The organism is Streptomyces sp. NPDC006739 (assembly GCF_042869815.1).
In the GTDB taxonomy this organism is placed as follows: Bacteria; Actinomycetota; Actinomycetes; order Streptomycetales; family Streptomycetaceae; genus Streptomyces.
Genome location: NZ_JBIAGM010000002.1, coordinates 389,090 through 410,848, shown reverse-complemented (window position 1 = coordinate 410,848; position 21,759 = coordinate 389,090). Strand labels below are relative to the sequence as shown.

Annotated in this window: 20 protein-coding genes; 14 read left to right on the top strand and 6 right to left on the bottom strand. The window is 72.4% G+C overall.

The features are described from left to right. Positions 1-5: 5 nt before the first annotated feature. Positions 6-1,196, top strand: coding sequence for a hypothetical protein (locus ACFYMM_RS05265; RefSeq protein WP_388384019.1), 1,191 nt, complete (start codon positions 6-8; stop codon positions 1,194-1,196). Here ACFYMM_RS05265 and ACFYMM_RS05260 read toward each other — a convergent pair. After that, a complete protein-coding gene (locus tag ACFYMM_RS05260; protein WP_388384018.1) occupies positions 1,153-2,388 on the bottom strand; it encodes a glycosyltransferase 87 family protein in 1,236 nt (411 codons plus the stop codon). The genes ACFYMM_RS05265 and ACFYMM_RS05260 overlap by 44 nt on opposite strands. A 57-nt stretch (positions 2,389-2,445) precedes the next feature. Between ACFYMM_RS05260 and ACFYMM_RS05255 the strand changes: the two genes are divergently transcribed. Together ACFYMM_RS05255 and ACFYMM_RS05250 are read left to right on the top strand one after the other, a co-directional pair. After that, the gene (locus tag ACFYMM_RS05255) at positions 2,446-3,588 is read left to right on the top strand and encodes a glycosyltransferase family 4 protein (RefSeq protein ID WP_388384016.1); all 1,143 of its coding nucleotides are present in this window, start codon (positions 2,446-2,448) and stop codon (positions 3,586-3,588) included. Positions 3,589-3,671: 83 nt separating this feature from the next. Next, positions 3,672-5,258 carry a GMC oxidoreductase gene (locus tag ACFYMM_RS05250; protein WP_388384014.1) on the top strand — a complete coding sequence of 529 codons (1,587 nt, stop codon included), beginning with the start codon at positions 3,672-3,674 and terminating at the stop codon, positions 5,256-5,258. 15 nt (positions 5,259-5,273) lie between these two features. Here the strand turns inward: ACFYMM_RS05250 and ACFYMM_RS05245 are convergent, their stop codons facing one another. Next, positions 5,274-7,070: an AMP-dependent synthetase/ligase gene (locus ACFYMM_RS05245; RefSeq protein WP_388384013.1), complete on the bottom strand. Its 1,797-nt coding sequence runs from the start codon at positions 7,068-7,070 to the stop codon at positions 5,274-5,276. A 297-nt stretch (positions 7,071-7,367) separates the two neighbouring features. Between ACFYMM_RS05245 and ACFYMM_RS05240 the strand changes: the two genes are divergently transcribed. The 6 genes from ACFYMM_RS05240 to ACFYMM_RS05215 all read left to right on the top strand — a co-directional run bounded on the left by ACFYMM_RS05240 (position 7,368) and on the right by ACFYMM_RS05215 (position 12,626). Continuing rightward, positions 7,368-8,165, top strand: a complete 798-nt coding sequence (locus tag ACFYMM_RS05240; RefSeq protein ID WP_388384011.1) for a metallophosphoesterase — start codon at positions 7,368-7,370, stop codon at positions 8,163-8,165. A gap of 115 nt (positions 8,166-8,280) precedes the next feature. Next, complete coding sequence (locus ACFYMM_RS05235) at positions 8,281-8,724, top strand: SRPBCC family protein (protein WP_388384010.1); 444 nt, start codon at positions 8,281-8,283, stop codon at positions 8,722-8,724. Positions 8,725-8,791: 67 nt separating this feature from the next. After that, positions 8,792-9,964 carry an ArsA family ATPase gene (locus tag ACFYMM_RS05230; protein ID WP_388384008.1) on the top strand — a complete coding sequence of 391 codons (1,173 nt, stop codon included), beginning with the start codon at positions 8,792-8,794 and terminating at the stop codon, positions 9,962-9,964. 130 nt (positions 9,965-10,094) lie between these two features. After that, on the top strand, positions 10,095-10,571 hold the full coding sequence (locus ACFYMM_RS05225) for a DUF5304 domain-containing protein (protein ID WP_388384006.1): 477 nt from the start codon (positions 10,095-10,097) through the stop codon (positions 10,569-10,571). Between the two features lie 54 nt (positions 10,572-10,625). Further along, positions 10,626-11,579, top strand: a complete 954-nt coding sequence (locus ACFYMM_RS05220; RefSeq protein ID WP_388384004.1) for an ROK family glucokinase — start codon at positions 10,626-10,628, stop codon at positions 11,577-11,579. A gap of 291 nt (positions 11,580-11,870) precedes the next feature. Continuing rightward, a complete protein-coding gene (locus ACFYMM_RS05215; RefSeq protein WP_388384002.1) occupies positions 11,871-12,626 on the top strand; it encodes an endonuclease/exonuclease/phosphatase family protein in 756 nt (251 codons plus the stop codon). A 32-nt stretch (positions 12,627-12,658) separates the two neighbouring features. On the opposite strand, the gene ACFYMM_RS05210 is transcribed toward ACFYMM_RS05215, so the two are convergent. Together ACFYMM_RS05210 and ACFYMM_RS05205 are read right to left on the bottom strand one after the other, a co-directional pair. After that, positions 12,659-13,321 (bottom strand): hypothetical protein, encoded by a 663-nt coding sequence (locus ACFYMM_RS05210; protein WP_388384000.1) that lies wholly within the window; start codon positions 13,319-13,321, stop codon positions 12,659-12,661. Beyond that, on the bottom strand, positions 13,314-14,093 hold the full coding sequence (locus ACFYMM_RS05205; protein ID WP_388383998.1) for an alpha/beta hydrolase: 780 nt from the start codon (positions 14,091-14,093) through the stop codon (positions 13,314-13,316). Before ACFYMM_RS05205 ends, ACFYMM_RS05210 begins: the two co-directional genes overlap by 8 nt. A 164-nt stretch (positions 14,094-14,257) precedes the next feature. On the opposite strand from ACFYMM_RS05205, the gene ACFYMM_RS05200 reads away from it, so the two are divergent. The 4 genes from ACFYMM_RS05200 (at position 14,258) to ACFYMM_RS05185 (ending at position 18,084) form a co-directional block, all read left to right on the top strand. Further along, complete coding sequence (locus ACFYMM_RS05200; RefSeq protein ID WP_388384501.1) at positions 14,258-15,010, top strand: lysophospholipid acyltransferase family protein; 753 nt, start codon at positions 14,258-14,260, stop codon at positions 15,008-15,010. Between the two features lie 39 nt (positions 15,011-15,049). Beyond that, on the top strand, positions 15,050-16,273 hold the full coding sequence (gene macS, locus ACFYMM_RS05195; protein ID WP_388383996.1) for a MacS family sensor histidine kinase: 1,224 nt from the start codon (positions 15,050-15,052) through the stop codon (positions 16,271-16,273). After that, a complete protein-coding gene (locus ACFYMM_RS05190) occupies positions 16,270-16,947 on the top strand; it encodes a response regulator (protein ID WP_388383994.1) in 678 nt (225 codons plus the stop codon). Before macS ends, ACFYMM_RS05190 begins: the two co-directional genes overlap by 4 nt. A 108-nt stretch (positions 16,948-17,055) precedes the next feature. Then, positions 17,056-18,084, top strand: a complete 1,029-nt coding sequence (locus ACFYMM_RS05185; protein ID WP_388383993.1) for a 6-phosphofructokinase — start codon at positions 17,056-17,058, stop codon at positions 18,082-18,084. Positions 18,085-18,097: 13 nt separating this feature from the next. Here ACFYMM_RS05185 and ACFYMM_RS05180 read toward each other — a convergent pair whose 3' ends face one another. Next, positions 18,098-19,978: an anthranilate synthase family protein gene (locus ACFYMM_RS05180; protein WP_388383991.1), complete on the bottom strand. Its 1,881-nt coding sequence runs from the start codon at positions 19,976-19,978 to the stop codon at positions 18,098-18,100. 101 nt (positions 19,979-20,079) lie between these two features. Then, positions 20,080-20,136 carry a trp operon leader peptide gene (locus tag ACFYMM_RS05175; RefSeq protein WP_115913573.1) on the bottom strand — a complete coding sequence of 19 codons (57 nt, stop codon included), beginning with the start codon at positions 20,134-20,136 and terminating at the stop codon, positions 20,080-20,082. Positions 20,137-20,252: 116 nt separating this feature from the next. Here ACFYMM_RS05175 and ACFYMM_RS05170 point away from each other — a divergent pair, with 116 nt between their 5' ends. Further along, complete coding sequence (locus ACFYMM_RS05170; RefSeq protein ID WP_388383989.1) at positions 20,253-21,605, top strand: class II 3-deoxy-7-phosphoheptulonate synthase; 1,353 nt, start codon at positions 20,253-20,255, stop codon at positions 21,603-21,605. Positions 21,606-21,759: the final 154 nt, after the last annotated feature.

Here is a 21,759-nt window from a genome sequence, read left to right as displayed (position 1 = left end):
GGCGGATGGCTGGTCGTAGGCGGGCGTGGCGCACGGGCGCGGTGGCGCTCTGTCTGCTGCTCGTCCCGCTGGCCGGATGCGGCGGGCACCCGGCGGCCGACTCCGCCGGGGCCGAGGTACAGCGGGTGCTCGACCGGCGGGCGGCGGCGCTGCTCGGCCACGACGAGACGGCGTACGCCGTGACCGGCACCCGCACCGAGTACACCCGGCTGCGCGCCGTACCGCTGGCCTCCTGGACCTACCACGTCACCGCCCTGCACCCCGGCGGCGCCACCGCCCGCGCCGACGCCGAGCTGCGCTACCGCGTCAAGGGGTACGACACCGCGCCCGTCACCGCCGAGCGCACCCTCACCCTTCGGCGGACCGCCGACGGCACCTGGTACGTCACCGCCGACCTGCCCGCCGGCAAGGCCGGCCGGCAGGTGTGGGACGAGGGCACGGTGACCGCCGCCCGGGGCGAGCACAGCCTGGTCCTCGGGGCCGGCCAGTCGCCGGCCACCCTGCGCTCCTACGCCCGGCTCGCCGACCGCGCCGTCCCGGCCGTGACCGGTGCCTGGGGCACCGACTGGGCGCGCCGGGTCGTGGTCCTGGTCCCGCCCTCGCTGGACGGCATGGCGGCCCTGCTGGGCTCGCCCGCCTCCGACTACCGGGGCATCGCCGCGGTCACCACCGGCGAGGCGGGCGGCTCGGGCCGGGCGCCCGCCGACCGGGTCATCGTCAACCCGGACGCGTACGCGATCCTCGGCCCGGTCGGCAAGCAGGTGGTCCTCACCCACGAGACCACCCATGTGGCCACCCGCGCCCACACCACCCCCGCCACCCCGCTGTGGCTCTCCGAGGGATACGCCGACTGGATCGGCTACCTCGGCACCGGCCGCACCCCGGCCGAGGCCGCCCCGGAACTCGCCCGCGCCGTCCAGGCCGGCGACGTCCCCGCGGAGCTCCCCGCCGACAAGGACTTCGGCTTCAGCAGCGACCCGACGAAGCTGGCCCAGGCCTACGAGAGCGGCTGGCTGGCCTGCCGGATGATCGCCGACCACTGGGGCGAGGGCCGCCTCGGCGCGTTCTACCGGGCCGTCGGAGCGCACGACAAGCGGGCGGGGGCCGTCGAGGACGCCGTGACGACGGTGCTCGGGACCACGCCGGAGGCGTTCACCGCACGCTGGCGCGACTACGTGCGCGACCGGCTCGGCTGACCGGTGCCGGCTCCGCGGCCGGGGCGGCCGTGGAGCGCCACAGCCGGCGGGCCGCCGCCACCGCCGCGGCGACCAGCAGGCCGTTGCGCAGGGCCAGCAGCGTGATGCCGTACCAGTCGCTGAGCACCACATGGAGGAAGCCGCCCGGGAACTCCAGCACGGTCAGGAAGGTCGCCGCCAGCACCATGAGGGCCGGCGCGCCCATGCGGCCGGAGCGGTAGCACAGGCAGACGGCGGCCAGTCCGACCAGCCACACCAGGTACTGCGGGGAGATCACCCGGCTGGTGACCGTGAACAGCAGTACGGCCGTGAAGGCGGCGTCGGCGAGGGTGTGCGGCAGGAACCGCGCCGCGCACAGCCGCCACAGCAGCAGCCAGCCGAGGGCGGCCCCGGTGAGGGCCAGGGCCGCCGAGCTGACGAGTCCGACGTGGGGGCCGAGGAACTCGACCGACCCGTAGTTCAGGAGCACCTGCCCCTGCCAGCCGAAGTGCCGGGCCACATGGAAGACCAGGGCGCCCACCGACTCCACCTCGGTGCCCCTGCCGCGCTGGAAGGCGAGGAAGGCGAAGGCGCCCGGCATGACGAGGGAGAACAGGGCCGCGAGCGTGGCCGCGGTCAGCGCCGCCGCCGCCCACGCCCGGCGCCGTACGGCACCCACCAGCAGCAGCGCCGGCCACATCTTCAGCAGGGCGCCGAAGCCCGCCAGCGCCCCCATCAGACGCGGGTGCCGGGCGCCCGCGAGCAGCGCGGCCACCGCCACCGCGGTCACCATCACGTCGTAGCGGGCGTACACCGTCGGGCCGAGCAGCGGGACGCCCGCCACCCACACCCAGGCGCCGCGCGGCGACCGGCCGGGGCGCCGGCCGGTGTGGGTCAGCAGGGCCAGCACGACCAGGTCGGCGAGGAAGGCCAGCACGAAGAACGCGCTCGGGTAGTCCAGGAAGGGCAGCAGGGCGGGGGAGAGGACGGCGAGCGCGGCGGCGGGCGGGTACTGCCAGGCCACGTCGTCCAGCGGAAACGTTCCGTGGCGCAGCACCTCGTACCAGCCCTGGTAGATCACCGACACATCGGTCGTGACGTCCGCGCCCGGGAAGGGGAGCACCCTGAAGACGAGCAGCAGCAGTACCAGCCGGGTGGCCGCCCAGGTCCCCGGCAGCCATGCCGGGGCCGGTCCGTGGCCCGTCCTGTTCACCGAGTCCCCGCCCTCCGCCCGAGGCCGCGCCGTCGTGGCCCGGTAGTGTCGGCGGCGATGCACAAGACCCTGATCGTCACCAACGACTTCCCGCCCCGGCCCGGCGGGATCCAGGCGTTCCTGCACAACATGGCACTGCGCCTGGACCCCGACCGGCTGGTCGTCTACGCCTCCACCTGGAAGCGTGGCCGGGAGGGCGCCGAGGCCACGGCCGCGTTCGACGCCGAACAGCCCTTCACCGTCGTACGTGATCGTACGACGATGCTGCTGCCCACCCCGCAGGCGACCCGGCGCGCCGCCGGGCTGCTGCGGGAACACGGCTGCGCCTCGGTGTGGTTCGGGGCGGCGGCACCGCTCGGGCTGATGGCGCCCGCGCTGCGCGCGGCGGGCGCCCGGCGGCTGGTCGCCACCACCCACGGGCACGAGGCCGGCTGGGCCCAACTGCCCGCCGCGCGCGGGCTGCTGCGCCGGATCGGGGAGTCGACGGACACGATCACCTACCTCGGCGAGTACACCCGCTCGCGGATCGCGGGGGCGCTGACCCCGGCGGCGGCCGGGCGGATGGCGCAGCTGCCGCCCGGGGTCGACGAGAAGGTCTTCCATCCCGGTTCGGGCGGCGAGGAGGTCCGGGCGCGGCTCGGGCTGAGCGAGCGGCCGGTGGTGGTGTGCGTGTCCCGGCTGGTGCCGAGGAAGGGGCAGGACACGCTGATCCGGGCGATGCCCCGGATCCTGGCCGCCGAACCGGACGCCGTCCTGCTGATCGTCGGCGGCGGCCCGTACGAGAGGGGCCTGCGCCGGCTGGCCCGGGAGACCGGCGTCGCGGCCTCCGTGCGCTTCACCGGCTCGGTGCCCTGGTCCGAACTGCCCGCGCACTACGGCGCCGGGGACGTCTTCGCCATGCCGTGCCGCACCCGGCGCGGGGGGCTCGACGTCGAGGGGCTCGGGATCGTCTATCTGGAGGCCTCCGCGACCGGCCTGCCTGTCGTCGCCGGCGACTCGGGCGGCGCGCCGGACGCGGTGCTCGACGGCGAGACCGGCTGGGTGGTGCGCGGTGGCTCCCCGGACGAGGCCGCCGACCGCATCGTGGTGCTCCTCGGCGACGCGGAACTGCGGCGCCGGATGGGGGAGCGGGGACGCGAGTGGGTCGAGCGCAAGTGGCGGTGGGACTTGTTGGCGGAGAAGTTGAAGACGCTGCTCTAGCCGGAGGCGGATAATCCGCTGATGCTGCGCACATGACAGCAAAACTGATGCAGCGTCAGCTGAGTAGACGTCATATCCTGGGCATGGCGGCCCTCCAGACCGCGGCGGCCCTCGGTTTCACCCGGGTCGGTCTCCAGTCGGCCCGGGCGGCCGAGCCCGACGCGGTCGAGTCCGCGCCCGCCATCGTGGTCGGCTCGGGCTACGGCGGCGCGGTCGCCGCCCTCCGCCTCGGCCAGGCCGGCATCCGCACCCTCGTCCTGGAGATGGGCCGCCTCTGGAACACCCCCGGCTCCGACGGCAAGGTCTTCTGCTCCACCGCCGCCCCGGACCAGCGCTCCATGTGGTTCCGCACCCGCACCGAGGCCCCGCTGGCCACCTTCCTGTGGCTGGACGTCGTCAACCGGGACATCGGCTCCTATCCCGGCGTCCTGGACCGCGTGCACTACGACAACATGTCCGTGTACGTCGGGCGCGGTGTCGGCGGCGGCTCCCTCGTCAACGGAGGCATGGCGGTCACCCCCCTCCAGTCCTACTTCACCGAGCAGTTCCCCACCGTGGACGCGGCCGAGATGTACGGCACGTACTTCCCGCGCGCCCGCGCCATGCTCGGCGTCAACAGCGTCGACCCCACCTGGTTCGAGTCGACCGAGTGGTACCAGTTCACCCGGACCTCCCGGAAGGCCGCGGCCAACACCGGTCTGAAGACCACCTTCGTGCCCAACGTCTACGACTTCGGCTACATGCAGCGCGAGGCGGCCGGCACGGCGACGAAGTCCGCCCTCGGACAGGAGGTCATCTACGGCAACAACCAGGGCAAGCGGAGCCTGGACAAGACCTACCTGGCCGCCGCGCTCGGCACCGGGAACGTCACCATCGACACCCTGCAGCGGGTCAGGTCCATCAGCCGGGCGAGCGACGGGACGTACCTGCTGAGCGTCGACCGCATCGACAACACCGGCGCGGTCGTCGAGACCAAGCAGTACGGCTGCACGTACCTCTTCCTCGGCGGCGGCAGCCTCGGCACCACCGAACTCCTCGTCCGGGCCCGGGACACCGGCACACTGCCCGCGCTCGACTCCAGCGTCGGCGCCGGCTGGGGCCCCAACGGCAACACCATGCTCGGCCGCGCCAACCACGTCTGGGACACCACCGGCGCCAACCAGTCGACCATGCCGGTCATGGGCATCGACGACTGGGCCAACGCCGACAACCCGGTCTTCGCCGAGATGGCCCCGCTGCCCATCGGCTTCGAGACCTGGGTCAGCCTCTACCTCGCGATCACCAAGAACCCGCAGCGGGCGTCCTTCACCTACGACTCGGCGAGCGACACGGTCAAACTCGGCTGGAGCGCCGCCCAGAGCGCCGTCTCGGTCGCCATGGCCAAGAAACTGTTCGACCGGATCAACTCGGCGAACTCCACCATCTACCGCTACGACCTGTTCGGCTCCCCCAGCAAGGTCTTCGCCGACGACTTCTGCTACCACCCGCTCGGCGGCTGCGTGCTGGGCCGGGCGACGGACGACTACGGCCGGGTCAAGGGCTGTCCGAAGCTGTACGTCACCGACGGCTCGCTGGTGCCCGGCAACATCGGCGTGAACCCCTTCGTCACCATCACCGCGCTCGCCGAACGCACGATGGCGCGGGTCCTCGCCGAGGACACCGCGCCGTAGCCGGGCGTGGGGCGGCTACTTCGCGTAGATCGCCTCGATCTCGTCCGCGTAGTCCTTCGCCACCACGTTCCGCTTCAGCTTCAGCGACGGGGTGAGGTGGCCCGACTCCTCCGTGAACTGGGAGGACAGAATGCGGAACTTCCGCACCGATTCCGCCTTCGACACCGCGGCGTTGCCGTCGTCGACCGCCGACTGGACCTCGGCCAGCAGGTCCGGGTCCCGGCTCAGCGACGCCGCGGTGGAACCCGCCGGCTTGCCGTGCTCGTCCGCCCAGCGGCCCAGGAACTCCTCGTCGATGGTGACCAGCGCGCCCACGAACGGCCGCCCGTCGCCCACCACCATGCACTCCGCGACCAGCGCGTGCGCCCGGATCCGGTCCTCGATCACGGCCGGGGCCACGTTCTTGCCGCCCGCGGTGACGATGATCTCCTTCTTGCGGCCGGTGATCCTGAGGTAGCCGTCCTCGTCGAGGGTGCCGATGTCACCGGTGTGGAACCAGCCGTCGGTCAGCGCCTCGGCCGTCGCGGCCTCGTTGTTCCAGTAGCCCTTGAACAGGTGCTCGCCGTGCAGCAGCACCTCGCCGTCGTCCGCGATCCGGACCACCGAGCCCGGCAGCGGCTGCCCGACCGTGCCGATCTTCGTACGGTCCCAGGGGTTGAAGGCGGTGGCCGCGCAGGACTCGGTCAGGCCGTAGCCCTCCAGCACCGTGAAGCCGATGCCCCGGAAGAAGTGCCCCAGCCGCTCGCCCAGCGGGGCACCGCCCGAGATGGCGTACTCGCCCCGGCCGCCGAGCACCGCGCGCAGCTTGCTGTAGACCAGCTTGTCGAACGTCTTGTGCTTGATCTTCAGGCCGAGCGACGGGCCCGCGGGGGTGTCCAGCGCCTTGCTGTACGCGATCGCGGTGTCCGCCGCCTTGTCGAAGATCTTGCCCTTGCCGTCCGCCTGCGCCTTGGCCCGCGCCGAGTTGTAGACCTTCTCGAACACCCGCGGCACGCCGAGGATGAGCGTCGGGCGGAACGAGGCCAGCTCGTCGGTGAGGTTCTTGATGTCAGGGACGGTGCCCAGCTTGATCGGCGCCATCATCGGGGCGACCTGCACCAGGCGGCCGAAGACGTGTGCGAGCGGCAGGAACAGCAGGACGGAACACTCGCCGGTGCGGAACAGCGGGCGCAGCCGCTCGACGACGTTGCCGCACTCGGCGAAGAAGCTGCGGTGGGTGAGGACACAGCCCTTGGGCCGGCCGGTCGTACCGCTCGTGTACACGATGGTCGCCGGGTCGTCGGCCTTGGCGAGCGAGCTGCGCTCCTCCACGGTCGCGTCGGTGACGTCCTGCCCGAGCCGGCCCAGCTCCTCCACGCCCCCGGCCTCGATCTGCCAGACGTGCTTGAGGGCGGGCAGCGCCTCGCGCACCGACTCCACGGCGGCCACGTGGCCGTCCAGCTCCACCACGCACGCCGTGGCACCCGAGTCGGCGAGGATCCACTGCACCTGCTCCGGGGAGCTGGTCTCGTACACCGGCACCGTGACGGCGCCCGCGCTCCAGATCGCGAAGTCCAGCAGCGTCCACTCGTAGCGCGTACGGGACATCAGGCCGACCCGGTCGCCCGGCTCGACACCGGCGGCGATCAGGCCCTTGGCGGCGGCGTGCACCTCGGCCAGGAAGGCCTTGGCCGTCACGTCCTGCCACACGCCCGCGACCTTGCGGGCGATGACGGCGACGTCGGGATGCTGCGCGGCGTTTCTGCGGACGATGTCGGTCAGATTGCCGTCCGCAGGGACCTCGTACAAAGCCGGAAGGCTGAACTCGCGCAAGACTGCTGCTCCTCATAGGGCGCCGGCGCCACGACGTTGTGCGATGCGACGGTGCGGTCCAAGGCTCGGGCAGGTGCTCAGAGATTCACTGGTTGAAATCCTGAGCACGACTGGACTGCCCGGACGTTACCCGCCGGTATGGCCTCTACGACAGGGGGTCCCGACGAGATGTTCGCTGCGTCACACAGGCTGGTGTTCCTTCGCGCACAGTAGTCCACCGCTTTCCTGACTGGCCAGTAACGGGGTCCCCGGCCGCCACTGTTCACAAGGGCCGCGCGCCGCCTACGCTTGATCGCCATGGCGCCCACACCCCCCGGCAGCAGGAACACCCGTGTGCACGTGGTCAGCGATGTGCACGGCAACGCCCGCGACCTGGCCAGAGCCGGCGAGGGTGCCGACGCCCTGATCTGCCTCGGCGATCTCGTCCTCTTCCTCGACTACGCCGACCACGCCCGCGGCATCTTCCCGGACCTGTTCGGCAAGGAGAACGCCGACCGACTGGTCGAGCTGCGCACCGCCCGCCGCTTCGAGGAGGCGCGCGCCTTCGGGGCCCGGCTGTGGGCCGGCGTCGACGGCGACCGGACCACCGCCATCGAGAAGGCGGTCCGCAAGCAGTACGCCGAGATGTTCGCCGCGTTCCCCGCCCCGACGTACGCCACCTACGGCAATGTCGACATGCCGCCGCTGTGGCCGGAGTACGCCGGCCCGGGCACCACAGTCCTGGACGGCCAGCGGGTGGAGATCGGCGGCCGGGTCTTCGGCTTCGTCGGCGGCGGCCTGCGCACCCCGATGCGGACGCCCTACGAGATGGGCGACGAGGAGTACGCGGCGAAGATCGAGGCGGTCGGCGAGGTCGACGTGCTGTGCACCCACATCCCCCCGGAGGTCCCCGAGCTGGTCTACGACACCGTCGCGCGCCGCTTCGAGCGCGGCAGCCGTGCCCTGCTGGACGCGATCCGCCGCACCAGGCCCCGCTACTCCCTGTTCGGCCACGTCCACCAGCCGCTGGTGCGCCGGATGCGGATCGGCGCCACCGAGTGCGTCAACGTCGGGCACTTCGCCAGGACCGGCCGACCGTGGGTGCTCGAATGGTGAGCACTCCGGGTGAAGGCGGCCGATCGGGCGCGCGGTAGCCTTCACGCTGCACACACGTGCGCGCCCTCGCGCACGGGGACCTCTCTACCGGCCCGCATCTGGAGGAGCCACGGCGATGGCGGAACACACCAGCTCGAGCATCACGATCGAGGCGGCACCGGCCGACGTCATGGAGGTGATCGCCGACTTCGCCCGCTATCCGGACTGGACCGGTGAGGTGAAGGAGGCCGAGGTCCTCAAGACCGACGACCAGGGCCGTGCCCAGCAGGTCCACCTCGTCATGGACGCGGGCGCGATCAAGGACGACCAGACCCTCGCCTACACCTGGACCGGCGACAACGAGGTCTCCTGGACCCTGGTCAAGTCCCAGATGCTCCGCTCCCTCGACGGCTCGTACGTCCTCAAGGCCACCGCCGCCGGCACCACCGAGGTCACCTACCTGCTGACGGTCGACGTCAAGATCCCCATGCTCGGCATGATCAAGCGCAAGGCGGAGAAGGTCATCATCGACCGCGCGCTGGCGGGCCTGAAGAAGCGCGTGGAGTCGGGGGAGAAGTAGGCGCGGGGCGCGGGGGAGAAGCAGTGGTCGCGTTCGTCCGCGCCGCGCCCGGGTACCGTTCACCCCCATGCGCACCATCCTGATCACCGGCCCCGGCGGCTGCGGCCGTACCACCGTCGCCGCGGCCACCGCCCGGCACGCCGCGAGCGAGGGGACCCGCACCCTCGTCCTGACCGCCGACCGTGCCGACACCCTCGGCGCGGCGCTGGGCACCGCGACAGGACCGGCCCCCACTCGGCTCGGCGCGCATCTGAGCACCTGGCGCCCGGACGCCACCGAACGCTTCCGGCAGGACCTCACCGCCTTCCAGACCCGCGCGGCCGGCGTCCTCGACCTGCTCGGCGCCTCCCGTCTGGACGCCGAGGAGGTCACCCCCCTCCCCGGCGCCGAGGAGTTGTCCTTCCTGCGCGCCCTGCGGGACGCCGCCCTCTCCGAGCGCTACGACCTCCTCGTCGTCGACCTGCCCGCCACCCCGCGGGCCCTCGCCCTGCTCGCCCTGCCCGAGGAACTGCGCCGCTATCTGCGCCGTCTGCTGCCGCCCGAGCGGCAGGCGGCCCGCGCCCTGCGTCCCGTCCTCGGCCGCCTCGCGGGCGTCCCCATGCCGTCCGAGTGGCTCTACGAGACGGCGGCCCGCTGGGACGTCGAACTGGCCGCCGTCGAAGCCGTCGTCGCCGACCGGAACACGGCCGTACGCCTGGTCGCCGAACCGGGACCGGCCGGCGCCGACGCCGTACGCTCCGCCACCCTCGGTCTCGCCCTGCGCGGTCTGCGCACCGAGGCGCTGATCGCCAACCGGCTGCTGCCCGAGACCGCCCAGGACCCGTGGCTCGCCCCGCTCGCCGCACAGCAGCACAAGACGCTGGCCGAGTGGCAGGGGTCGTACGACCTCCACACCGTCCCCCACCTGGGCCGCGACCCGCGCGGCGACGACGATCTCGCCGCGCTCGCGGTGCCCGGTGTCAACACCGTGCCCGCCCCGGTCGAGTGGGCCGTCGCCGACCGCATCGCCGAGGACGGCGTGCTCGTCTGGCACCTGCCGCTGCCCGGCGCGATACGGGACGAACTCGACCTCGTCCGGCGCGGCGACGAACTGGTGATCACGGCGGGCCCGTTCCGCCGGATCGTCCCGCTGCCGTCCGCGCTGCGCCGCTGCACGGTCGCCGGGGCCGCCCTGCGCGAGGGCGAGCTGCGCATCCGTTTCGCACCGGACCCGGACCTGTGGCCGGCCGCCGGACGATGAGACCCCGGACGACGAGCCCCGGACGACGAGCACCCGACGGCCAGCCCCCGCACGGCGAGCCGGCGGGCAGTGAACGAGGCACGCGCGTTCGGGTAACGTCGTAAGGACGAACCGCAGTCAGGAGTCCGTCATGAGCGAAGAGCGCCCCACACCTGACGAAGAGGTACGGGCGACCGACGCCGACGCCTGGGCCACGGCCTGCGCCGAGGACCTCGCGGCGGAGAAGGCCCGCCGGCGTACCGAGCACGGGACGCCCCCCGGCGCCGCCGCCGAGGAACTGCGCAAGCTCGTCGACGCGGTCGCCGACAAGCTGTCCGCCCTCCAGTCCCCGCTGCTCGGTGCGGTCGCCGGACCCGCCGCCCAGCAGGTGGTGCGCCAGGTCGTCGAGCAGGCGAAGGCCGCCGTCGAACCCGTCATGGAGCGCAATCCGGACGTCTTCGACCACCTGGCGGCGGCCGGCACCGAGCTGCTGGCCGCCTACCGCTCCGCCGTGCAGGCCCAGGAGCGCCGCTGGACCTCCCGCGCCGCCGACCTCAAGGCCGACTGGAGCGACGACGGGGACCGCGGCGAGGGCGCCGGACCGGGCGAACGCATCGACTTGGACTAGAGCCCGCTCGGGTACGGTTGGCCGTAGCGGGGCTCGACCGGAACTGAGGGATTCATGGGACTCACCATCGGCGTCGACATCGGCGGCACCAAGATCGCGGCCGGTGTGGTCGACGAGGAAGGCAACATCCTCTCGACCCACAAGGTGCCGACCCCCACCACACCCGAGGCCATCGTGGACGCCATCGCCTCGGCGGTGGAGGGTGCGCGCGCCGGGCACGACATCGTCGGCGTGGGCATCGGAGCGGCCGGTTACGTCAACCGGCAGCGCTCGACCGTGTACTTCGCGCCGAACATCGACTGGCGCCAGGAGCCGCTGAAGGAGAAGGTCGAGGCCCGCGTGGGCCTCCCGGTCGTGGTCGAGAACGACGCCAACGCGGCCGCGTGGGGCGAGTACAAGTTCGGCGCGGGCAAGGGCCACCGCAACGTCATCTGCATCACCCTGGGCACCGGCCTGGGCGGCGGCATCATCATCGGCAACAAGCTGCGCCGGGGCCACTTCGGCGTGGCCGCCGAGTTCGGTCACATCCGGATGGTCCCGGACGGCCTGCTGTGCGGCTGTGGCTCGCAGGGCTGCTGGGAGCAGTACGCCTCCGGCCGCGCCCTGGTCAGGTACGCCAAGCAGCGTGCCAACGCCACCCCGGAGAACGCCGAGATCCTGCTCGGCCTCGGCGACGGCACTCCCGACGGCATCGAGGGCAAGCACATCTCCATGGCCGCCCGCCAGGGCGACCCGGTGGCCGTCGACTCCTACCGCGAGCTGGCCCGCTGGGCCGGCGCCGGCCTGGCCGACCTGGCCTCGCTGTTCGACCCGTCCGCCTTCATCGTCGGCGGCGGCCTCTCGGACGAGGGCGAGCTGGTCCTCGACCCGATCCGCAAGTCGTACAAGCGCTGGCTGGTCGGCGGCAACTGGCGCCCGGTCGCCGACGTGATCGCGGCCCAGCTGGGCAACAAGGCCGGCCTGGTCGGCGCGGCCGACCTGGCCCGGGAGCCCGACCCGATCATGTAGCGGGCCGGTACGGCCGCCGTTGCGCCTCAGGGGTCCTTGCACTGTGCCCGCCCGGGTCGCGCGGCCGGGCACCGCACCTCGCCGCGTTGCCGGAGAGCCCTAGTAGCTCCTCCCCCACTCTCGGCTGCGCTCGAGCGGGGGGACCCCCATCGAGGGCTCTCCGGCGCCTTGCGATGCACGTCACCAGACCACGCGACCTGCTCGGACGCTCACAGTGCAAGGACCCCTCACAAGGACAGTGCCCGCCGCGTCCGGACCCGGGACGGCGGGCATCGTCGTATGTTGATCGGCATGGCCACCACCACGCTGCTGCCCAACTCCCGTACGGAACCGGACGGTTCCGCCGTCATCCGGGTACTGAGCTACAACATCCGCTCGATGCGCGACGACACCGACGCCCTCGCCCGGGTGATCACGGCCTGCGCCCCGGACCTGGTCCTCGTCCAGGAAGCCCCCCGCTTCTTCCGCTGGCACAAGAAGCTGGCCCGGCTGGCCGCGGCCTCGGGACTGGTCATCCTGTCGGGAGGCGCCCCGGCGGCCGGCCCCGCCCTGCTGTGCGGACTGCGGGCGACCGTGGAGCGCACCGAGGACGTACTGCTGCCCCTCACCCCGGGCGAACACCGGCGCGGCCTCGCCACCGCGGTGGTCCGCTTCGGCGGCGCCCGGCTCGGCGTCGTCAGCTGCCATCTGAGCCTGCGCGAGGACGAGCGCTACGAGCAGGGCGGCATGCTCCTCGACCGGCTCGCCGGGATGGGCGTGGAGCACCTGGTGGCGGGCGGCGACCTCAACGAGGCCCCCGCCGGCCGGACCTTCCGCCGGCTCGCCGCCGGCCTCCAGGACTGCCGGGCGGTCGCCCCCTGGGGCGGCGAGCACACCTGGACACGCGACGAACCGCACCGGCGCATCGACGCGATCTTCGCCGGAGGGCGCATCGAGGCACTCGGCTGCGGGGTGCCGCTGGGCCACCCCGGAGTGCGCGACAGCGACCTCGCGAGGGCGACGGACCACCTGCCCGTCCTCGCCGCCCTCAGGGTTCCCGCCGTCTGACGCCCCTCACCCCGCCCCTGCCGCGGGACAGGTCAGACCACCGCGCCACGGCCCGGATCGTCGTCCCCGTCCTCGTCCGTCCGCATCCGCACCACCAGCGTGACGAAGCCGCCGAGGAAGCCGCCGATGCCGGCCGTCGCCAGCCACCAGGTCATCTGCCAGCCCAGCAGCACGGCGAGCAGCAGCAGGATCGGGCCGCCCACCACGCCCAGCCAGGCGAACCGGGCCGTGGTGTCGGCGGCCGGCAACGGCGGCGGGTCGGGCGGCACGAAGTGGCCCTCGTCGTCCTCGTCGAAGTCGTCCTCGGACGCGTCCGGGGCGATGTAGTCGCGCGGGCCCGCACCGTGCCGGCCGACGCCGGGCGCGAAGGAGACCGAGCTGCCGAGCGGACCGGCGGGCCGCTGCCCACCGGCGTCGTCGCCCTTGACGTCCTTGACGTCCTTGACGTCCTTGACGTCCTTGGTGTCCGTCGCGTCCTTGACGTTCCTGACGGTCCGGGTGCCGTCGGCGTTCTGCGGGTCGTTGGGTTCCGGCAGCGCCAGGTCCTCGACCGGCTTGAAGGGCTTGGTGCCCGGCGGGTCCGGCGGCTCCTCGCCGTACCCCGCGACGATGGCGGCCCACGCCGCCTCCTCGTCGAAGGGCACCCCCTGCTCGTCCGGCTCGCGATCCTCGCGGTCGGAGTCGTGCTCAGCCAACTGCGGCCGTCCCTTCCTTGCCGACACTGGGTGCGAGCCGGCCGATGAAGGCGAGGCTCTCCTCGAAGATCCGGTCCGCGTCATGGTCCAACGTCGCCACGTGGTAGCTCTGTTCCAGCACGACCTCCGTTACGTCCGTCGAGGACACCCGGCTCAGGATCCGCACCGAATCGGCCGGCGGCACCACATGGTCCTGCGCGCTGTGCAGGAGCAGCAGCGGCTGGGTGACCTGCGGGAGGTCACCGTCCACCAGACGGAAGAAGTTCCGCAGCGAGTGCGCCGCGTGCAGCGGCACCCGGTCGTACCCCAGCTCCGCGGCGCCCGGCAGGGCGATGTCACTGGCGATGCCCTTGGTCGTGCGCACGAGGTGCCGGGCCACCGGAAGGGCGTACGCGGACAGACCGTGCACCTTGTTCGCCGGGTTGACGACCACCACGCCGTCCACCGCGTCCCCGTGCCTCGCGGCCAGCCGCAGCGCCAGCGCGCCGCCCATCGACAGGCCCGCCACGAACACCCGGGCACAGCGCTCGCGCAGGGCGCGCAGCTCCCGGTCCACCTCCGCGTACCAGTCCTGCCAGCCCGTGACCTGCATGTCCTCCCAGCGGGTGCCGTGCCCGGGCAGCAGCGGCAGCGACACGGTCAGCCCGTGCGCGGCATGGTGCTCCGCCCAGGGGCGCAGCGACTGGGGCGAGCCCGTGAAACCGTGGCAGAGGAGAACGCCGACCTCCCCGCCCTCACGGCGGAACGGCTCGGCTCCGGGGAGAACCGGCACCTTTCGGTCTCCTGTTCATGAGAGAAGCGTGAAGAACGACTGCGGATGTGCTTCACCGTACGCGACGGCACTGACACCGACCAGGGTCGTCGGTCCCTTTGACAGTGCGCCGGGTTAAGGTCTGATCGACGGAAACAGGAGGCACTCGGTTGTTGTACGGCACGATGAAGGTCGCCATCGGAGGGCCGCTGAAGGTTGCCTTCAGACCCTGGGTGGAGGGACTGGAGCACATTCCGGCCGAGGGTGCGGCCATCCTGGCGAGCAACCACCTCTCGTTCTCGGACTCGTTCTTCCTGCCCGCGGTCCTCGACCGCAAGGTCACCTTCATCGCGAAGGCCGAGTACTTCACCACCCCCGGCGTCAAGGGACGGCTGACGGCGGCCTTCTTCAAGGGCGTCGGGCAGCTCCCGGTGGACCGCTCCGGCGCGCGCGGCGCGGGCGAGGCGGCGATCAAGAGCGGCATAGAGGTGCTGGAGCGCGGCGAACTGTTCGGCATCTATCCCGAGGGCACGCGCTCGCCCGACGGCCGGCTCTACCGGGGCAAGCCCGGCGGCCTCGCGCGCGTGGCGCTCGCCACCGGCGCGCCGGTGATCCCCGTCGCGATGATCGACACCGAGAAGATCCAGCCCCCGGGCAAGGTGATGCCCAAGCTGATGCGGCCCGGCATCCGCATCGGCGAGCCGCTGGACTTCAGCCGGTACCAGGGCATGGAGCACGACCGCTTCGTGCTGCGCGCGGTGACCGACGAGGTCATGTACGAGATCATGAAGCTGTCCGGCCAGGAGTACGTCGACATCTACGCGACGGCCGCCAAGCGGCGGATCGCGGAGGCGGCGAAGGCCGCCAAGGAGGCCGAGAAGGCGGAAAAGGCGCAGGCGGACAAGGAGAAGGCCGAGAGGGAGAAGGCCGGGTCCTAGGCGGGGGCCGCGGAGGGGGCTACGAGGGGGCTGGGGGGCATGGCGAGGCGCGAGCGCGTCATGAGGATGTCGGTCGAGCAGCCGCTGTGGCGTGCGCTCACCGGCTACCGGGTGCTGACGATGCTGTACGCCATCGGCCTGTGCGCCACCGCGTACGGCCAGTTCGTCCGCCCCTGGCTCGCCGTCGTCTACTACGCGGTCCTGGTCGTCTGGACCCTGGCCACCCTGCCCAAGGTCGCCAACGCCGCGAGCTGCACCAGACGTTTCCTCGCCGCCGACCTGACCATCGCCCTCACCGGCATCCTGCTCACCCCCCTCGCCGACAGCCACCAGCGGATCGCCGGCGGCGGCCCTACCCTGCCGTCGATATGGACCGCGGGCTCGGTGCTGGCCTTCGCCATCAAGGGCGGCTGGCGCTGGGCGGCCCTCGCCTCCACCCTGGTCGCCGCCGTCAACCTGGTCGAACGCGGCCGCCCGGCCCGGGACACCGTGCACAGTCTGGTCCTGGTCTGGGTCGCCGCCCTCGCCATCGGCTACGTCGTCGAGGTCGCCCGCGCCTCCGAACGCACCCTCGCCCGGGCCCTGGAGATCGAGGCCGCGACCAGGGAACGGGAACGGCTGGCGAGGGACATCCACGACAGCGTGCTCCAGGTGCTGGCGATGGTGCAGCGGCGCGGCGCGGTGATCGGCGGGGAGGCGGCCGAGCTGGGCCGGATGGCCGGGGAACAGGAGGTGGCGCTGCGCACCCTGGTCTCGGGCGGTCTGCTGCCGGTCTCCCGGGTCTCGGAGGACGCCGCCGAGGGCGCGGTCGTCCGGGCCGTCGAGGAACCCGACGAGGACGGGCCGCTCGACCTGCGCGCACTGCTCGCCCGGTACGCCGGCGCCCGGGTCAGTCTGGCCGAGCCCGGCGCCCCGGTCCTGTTGCCGCCGCAGGCGGCGCGGGAGCTGGCCGCGGCGGTCGGGGCCGCGCTGGACAACGTGCGCCGGCACGCCGGGCCGGACGCCCGGGCCTGGATCCTGGTCGAGGACGAGCCCGACACCATCGTGGTGACCGTACGGGACGACGGCCCCGGCATCCCCGAGGGACGGCTCGCACAGGCCGAGGGCGAGGGGCGGCTCGGGGTCGCCCAGTCGATCCGGGGCCGGTTGCGCGACCTCGGGGGCGGCGCCGAGCTGGTGTCGGTCCCCGGGCAGGGCACGGAAGTCGAGTTGACGGTACCGAAGAGCGCCGGGCGGGCGCGGAGCAGGGCGGAGAGACGATGACCAACCAGCCGGGCCCGATCAGGGTCATGGTGGTCGACGACCACCCGATGTGGCGCGACGCGGTCGCCCGGGACCTGGCCGAGTCCGGCTTCGAGGTGGTCGCCACCGCCGGGGACGGCGAACAGGCGGTGCGCCGAGCCAGGGCCGCCGCGCCCGACGTCCTCGTCCTGGACCTCAACCTGCCCGCCAAGCCCGGCGTCCAGGTCTGCAGGGAACTCGTCGGCCACGACCCGGCGTTGCGCGTCCTGGTGCTGTCCGCGAGCGGCGAGCACGCCGACGTGCTGGAGGCCGTGAAGTCCGGCGCCACCGGCTATCTGCTGAAGTCGGCGTCCACGGAGGAACTGCTGGACGCGGTGCGCCGCACGGCCGTCGGCGACCCGGTGTTCACGCCCGGCCTGGCCGGCCTGGTCCTCGGCGAGTACCGGCGCCTCGCCTCCGAGCCCGCGCCCGCCCCCGACACCGGCGCCTCGGACGCCCCCCGGCTCACCGACCGGGAGACCGAGGTGCTGCGCCTGGTCGCCAAGGGGCTGAGCTACAAGCAGATCGCCGAGCGACTGGTCATCTCCCACCGCACGGTCCAGAACCACGTCCAGAACACCCTCGGCAAGCTCCAGTTGCACAACCGGGTGGAGCTGGTCCGGTACGCGATAGAGCGCGGGCTTGACGAGACGTAAACCAAGGGCCCGACAATTCACCGGAATTGCCGTTCCTGCCCATCCCCGTGTGACCTGGCTCACCATTAGCGTGGCTCTCACCAGGCAACCGGGCGAAGGGACATTTCCATGCGGGTGGGAGTACTGACCGGAGGCGGCGACTGCCCCGGCCTCAACGCCGTCATCCGGGGCGTCGTGCGCAAGGGCGTACAGGAGTACGGCTATGACTTCGTCGGCTTCCGGGACGGCTGGCGCGGACCCCTCGAAGGCGACGTCGTGCGCCTCGACATCCCCGCGGTGCGCGGCATCCTGCCCCGGGGCGGCACCATCCTCGGCTCCTCGCGGACCAACCCCCTCAAGCAGGAGAACGGCATCCGCCGGATCAAGGACAACCTCGCCAAGCACGAGGTCACGGCGCTGATCGCGATCGGCGGCGAGGACACCCTGGGCGTCGCCGCGCGCCTCTCGGACGAGTACGGCGTGCCCTGCGTCGGCGTCCCGAAGACCATCGACAACGATCTGTCCGCCACCGACTACACCTTCGGCTTCGACACCGCGGTCGGCATCGCCACCGAGGCCATCGACCGTCTGCACACCACCGCCGAGTCCCACATGCGGGTCCTGGTCTGCGAGGTGATGGGCCGTCACGCGGGCTGGATCGCCCTGCACTCCGGCCTGGCCGGCGGCGCCAACGTCATCCTCATCCCCGAACAGCGCTTCGACCTGGAGCAGGTGTGCTCCTGGATCACCTCCCGCTTCAAGGCGTCCTACGCCCCCATCGTGGTCGTCGCCGAGGGCGCGATGCCGAAGGACGGCGACGTGGTCCTCAAGGACGGGTCCCTCGACTCCTTCGGCCACGTCCGTCTCTCCGGCATCGGCGAGTGGCTGGCCAAGGAGATCGAGAAGCGCACCGGCAAGGAGGCCCGCACGACCGTCCTCGGGCACATCCAGCGCGGCGGCACCCCGAGCGCCTTCGACCGCTGGCTCGCCACCCGCTTCGGGCTGCACGCCATCGAGGCCGTCCGCGACGGCGACTTCGGCAAGATGGTCGCCCTGCGCGGCACCGACATCGTCCGCGTCCCGATCTCCGAGGCCACGGCCAGGCTGAAGACGGTCGACCCCGCGCTGTACGAGGAGGTCGGCGTTTTCTTCGGCTGACCGGCCGGCGGACCTATCCGGCCGGCCGCCGCTCGCGGGACGCGCCTGCCCCGCGCAGCCCGCCGATCAGCTCCCGCACGACCGCCGCCCCGTCCAGGGTCAGCACCGACTCCGGATGGAACTGGATCCCCGAGAAGCCGGGCCCGCGCAGCGCGTGCACCTCGCCGCTCGCGGCCCGGCTCACCTCGACCCCGTGCGCCGCCAGCTCCCGGGCCGCCTCGTCGTCGCAGCGGGCCACGAAGCTGTTGTAGAAGCCGACCGTCCGCTGCCGCCCGAACAGGTCGATGACGGTCTGCGCCCCCTGGTAGGGCACTTCCTTGCGGACGATCTCCAGCCCCAGCTCCGCCGCGATCAGCTCGTGCCCCAGGCAGACGCCGAGCACGCCGTGCCGGTGCTCCCCGAGCACCCGCGCGGTCAGCTCCCGCAGGAACCGCATCTTCGGGTCGGTGAGGTCCGCCGGGTCGCCCGGCCCGGGACCCAGCACCAGCGGCCCCCGGTGCCCGAGCGCCGCCTCCCGCAGCCCCGGCTCGTCGTACCGGCGGACGGTCACCTCGAGACCGCCCGACCGCAGCACGTGCGCGAGCATCGCCGTGAAGGTGTCCTCGCCGTCCACGACCAGAGCGTGCCCGGTCAGCTCCGCGGACCGCTCCTGCATCCGCAGCCAGAACGGCGCCAGCGAGGCCCGGCGCCCGTCGAGCGCCGCCCGCACCCGGGGATCGTCGGCCAGCCGCGGAAGGGTCCGCTCCGCCCGGGGCCGGGACGGCCGCACCCCGAGGGCCGCCAGCACCCCGGCCGCCTTCGCGTGCGTCTCGGCCACCTCGCCGGCCGGGTCCGAGCCGCGCACCAGCGTCGCGCCGACCGGCACCCGAAGGCGTCCGTCCGCGTCGATGTCGGCGGTGCGGATGAGGATCGGGGAGTCCAGGGTCTGGGCGCCGCCGGAGTCCCGGCCGAGCAGGGCCAGCGCGCCCGCGTAGTAGCCACGCCCCCCGACCTCGTGGCGTTCGATGACCCGGCAGGCGTTCTGCACCGGCGACCCGGTGACCGTCGCCGCGAACATGGTCTCCCGCAGCACCTCCCGCACGTCCAGCGAGGAGCGTCCGCGCAGCTCGTACTCGGTGTGCGCGAGGTGAGCCATCTCCTTCAGCCGGGGCCCGACGACCACCCCGCCCATGTCGCCGACGGTGCACATCATCTTCAGCTCCTCGTCGACCACCATCGACAGCTCCTCGATCTCCTTGCCGTCGGCGAGGAAGTCCAGCAGATGCTCCGGCGTCGGCCCCCCGTCCGGATAGCGGTACGTGCCGCTGATCGGGTTCATCACGACGGTTCCGCCCGACATCCGCACGTGCACCTCGGGACTGGCACCCACCAGCGTGCGGTCCCCGGTGTGCACCACGAACGTCCAGTACGCGCCCCGCTCGCCCTCCAGCAGCCGCCGGAACAGCGCCAGCGCGTCGGCCCGCCCGAAGCCCGGGACCCGACCCTCGTACGTCCGCCGGATCACGAAGTTCGCGCCCTCGCCGCGCCCGATCTCCTCCCGCAGCACCCGGCCGACGATCTCGCCGTACTCCTCGTCACCGACGTCGAAGCCGCCCCCTTGAACCCGCACCTCGTGCGCCGGCAGCGTTCTGAGCGCCTCGGCGAGTGGCATCTCGTACGACTCCTCGGGCACCAGCACCGTCAGCGGGGTGCCGTCGTCGCGGACGTCGAAGCCCCGCTCGCGGATCTGCCGGAAGGGGACGAGAGCGAGGCACTCCTCGGGCAGGTCGGCGAGCCGGTCGCGGGTGGCGACCGGGCCGATCAGCAGCTCCACCGTGCTCTCGTCGCGGCCCGGGGTGCGCCGGCGGAGCAGGGCGAAGGGACGGGGGTCGGACAGCAGGTCCAGCAGGTTCATGGGCGGGTGACCCTTCTCGGTCTTCTGACGGAGAGGAACGACCCCGGAAACGCCGAAGGCCGCCCCTCGGGCGGCCTTCGCGAAGTCTTGCGTACGCGCAGTCAGTGGGCCGCCGGATGAGCGGTCCACCACCAGTTCTGGATCGAAAGCGCGAACATGTCCCGCACCCTACCGCACCACCGGCCCGTCCGAGCCCGGTCCGACACGTGATCGCTCTGTCTCACCAGTCGAACCGGAGGAAAATCGGTCGACACGACCCCGTAATGTTTACGGGGTGACCGTGAACGCTAAGACCAGCCCGAGCGCTGGCAACACCTGGCGAGACCTGCCCGCGGCGCAGCAGCCCGAGTACCCCGACGCCGAGGCTCTGCGCGCAGTCGTCGCGGAGCTGGAGTCGTATCCGCCGCTCGTCTTCGCGGGCGAGTGCGACCAGCTGCGCGCCCGGATGGCGGCCGTCGCCAAGGGAGAGGCGTTCCTCCTCCAGGGCGGCGACTGCGCCGAGGCCTTCGACGCGGTGTCCGCCGACCACATCCGCAACAAGCTCAAGACGCTGCTGCAGATGGGCGCCGTCCTCACCTACGCCGCCTCGGTGCCGGTCGTGAAGGTCGGCCGGATCGCCGGCCAGTACTCCAAGCCGCGCTCCAAGCCGACCGAGACTCGCGACGGCGTGACCCTGCCGACCTACCGCGGCGACTCCGTCAACGGCTTCGACTTCACCGAGGCCGCCCGCGTCCCGGACCCCGAGCGCCTCAAGCGCATGTACCACGCCTCGGCGTCCACGCTGAACCTGGTGCGCGCCTTCACCACCGGCGGTTACGCGGACCTGCGGCAGGTGCACGCCTGGAACCAGGACTTCGTGAGGTCCTCCCCGTCCGGGCAGCGCTACGAGCAGCTGGCGCGGGAGATCGACAACGCGCTGAATTTCATGCGGGCCTGCGGCACGGACCCGGAGGAGTTCAAGACCGTCGAGTTCTACTCCTCGCACGAGGCGCTGCTGCTGGACTACGAGTCCGCCCTGACCAGGGTCGACTCCCGCACCGGCCGGCTGTACGACGTCTCCGCGCACATGGTGTGGATCGGTGAGCGCACCCGGCAGCTGGACCACGCGCACATCGAGTTCGCCTCCCGGATCCGCAACCCCGTCGGGATCAAGCTGGGTCCGAGCACGACGGCCGAGGAGGCGCTGCGCTACATCGACCGCCTCGACCCCGACCGCGAGCCGGGCCGGCTGACCTTCGTCGTCCGTATGGGCGCCGACAAGGTCCGCGACAAGCTGCCCGAGCTGGTCGAGAAGGTCACCGCCTCCGGCGCGACCGTTGCCTGGGTGACCGACCCGATGCACGGCAACACCTTCGAGGCGGCCTCCGGACACAAGACCCGCCGCTTCGACGACGTGCTCGACGAGGTCAAGGGCTTCTTCGAGGTCCACAAGGGCCTGGGCACCCACCCCGGCGGCATCCATGTGGAGCTGACCGGTGACGACGTCACCGAGTGCGTGGGCGGCGGCGACGAGATCTTCGTCGACGACCTGCACCAGCGCTATGAGACGGCCTGCGACCCGCGTCTGAACCGCAGCCAGTCCCTCGACCTGGCGTTCCTCGTCGCGGAGATGTACCGCGACCAGTGACCCGTGGGTCATGGCGGTGGGGGGGGGGTCACAAAAAAAACCCCCCCCCCACCACCATTACCGCCCCCCCCACCCCCGGGAGGGTTGGGTTTGCGTTTTTTTAAACGCCGGGGGGGGGGACCCCGGTTGGTCAGCAGCAGCATAGGGGTTGACC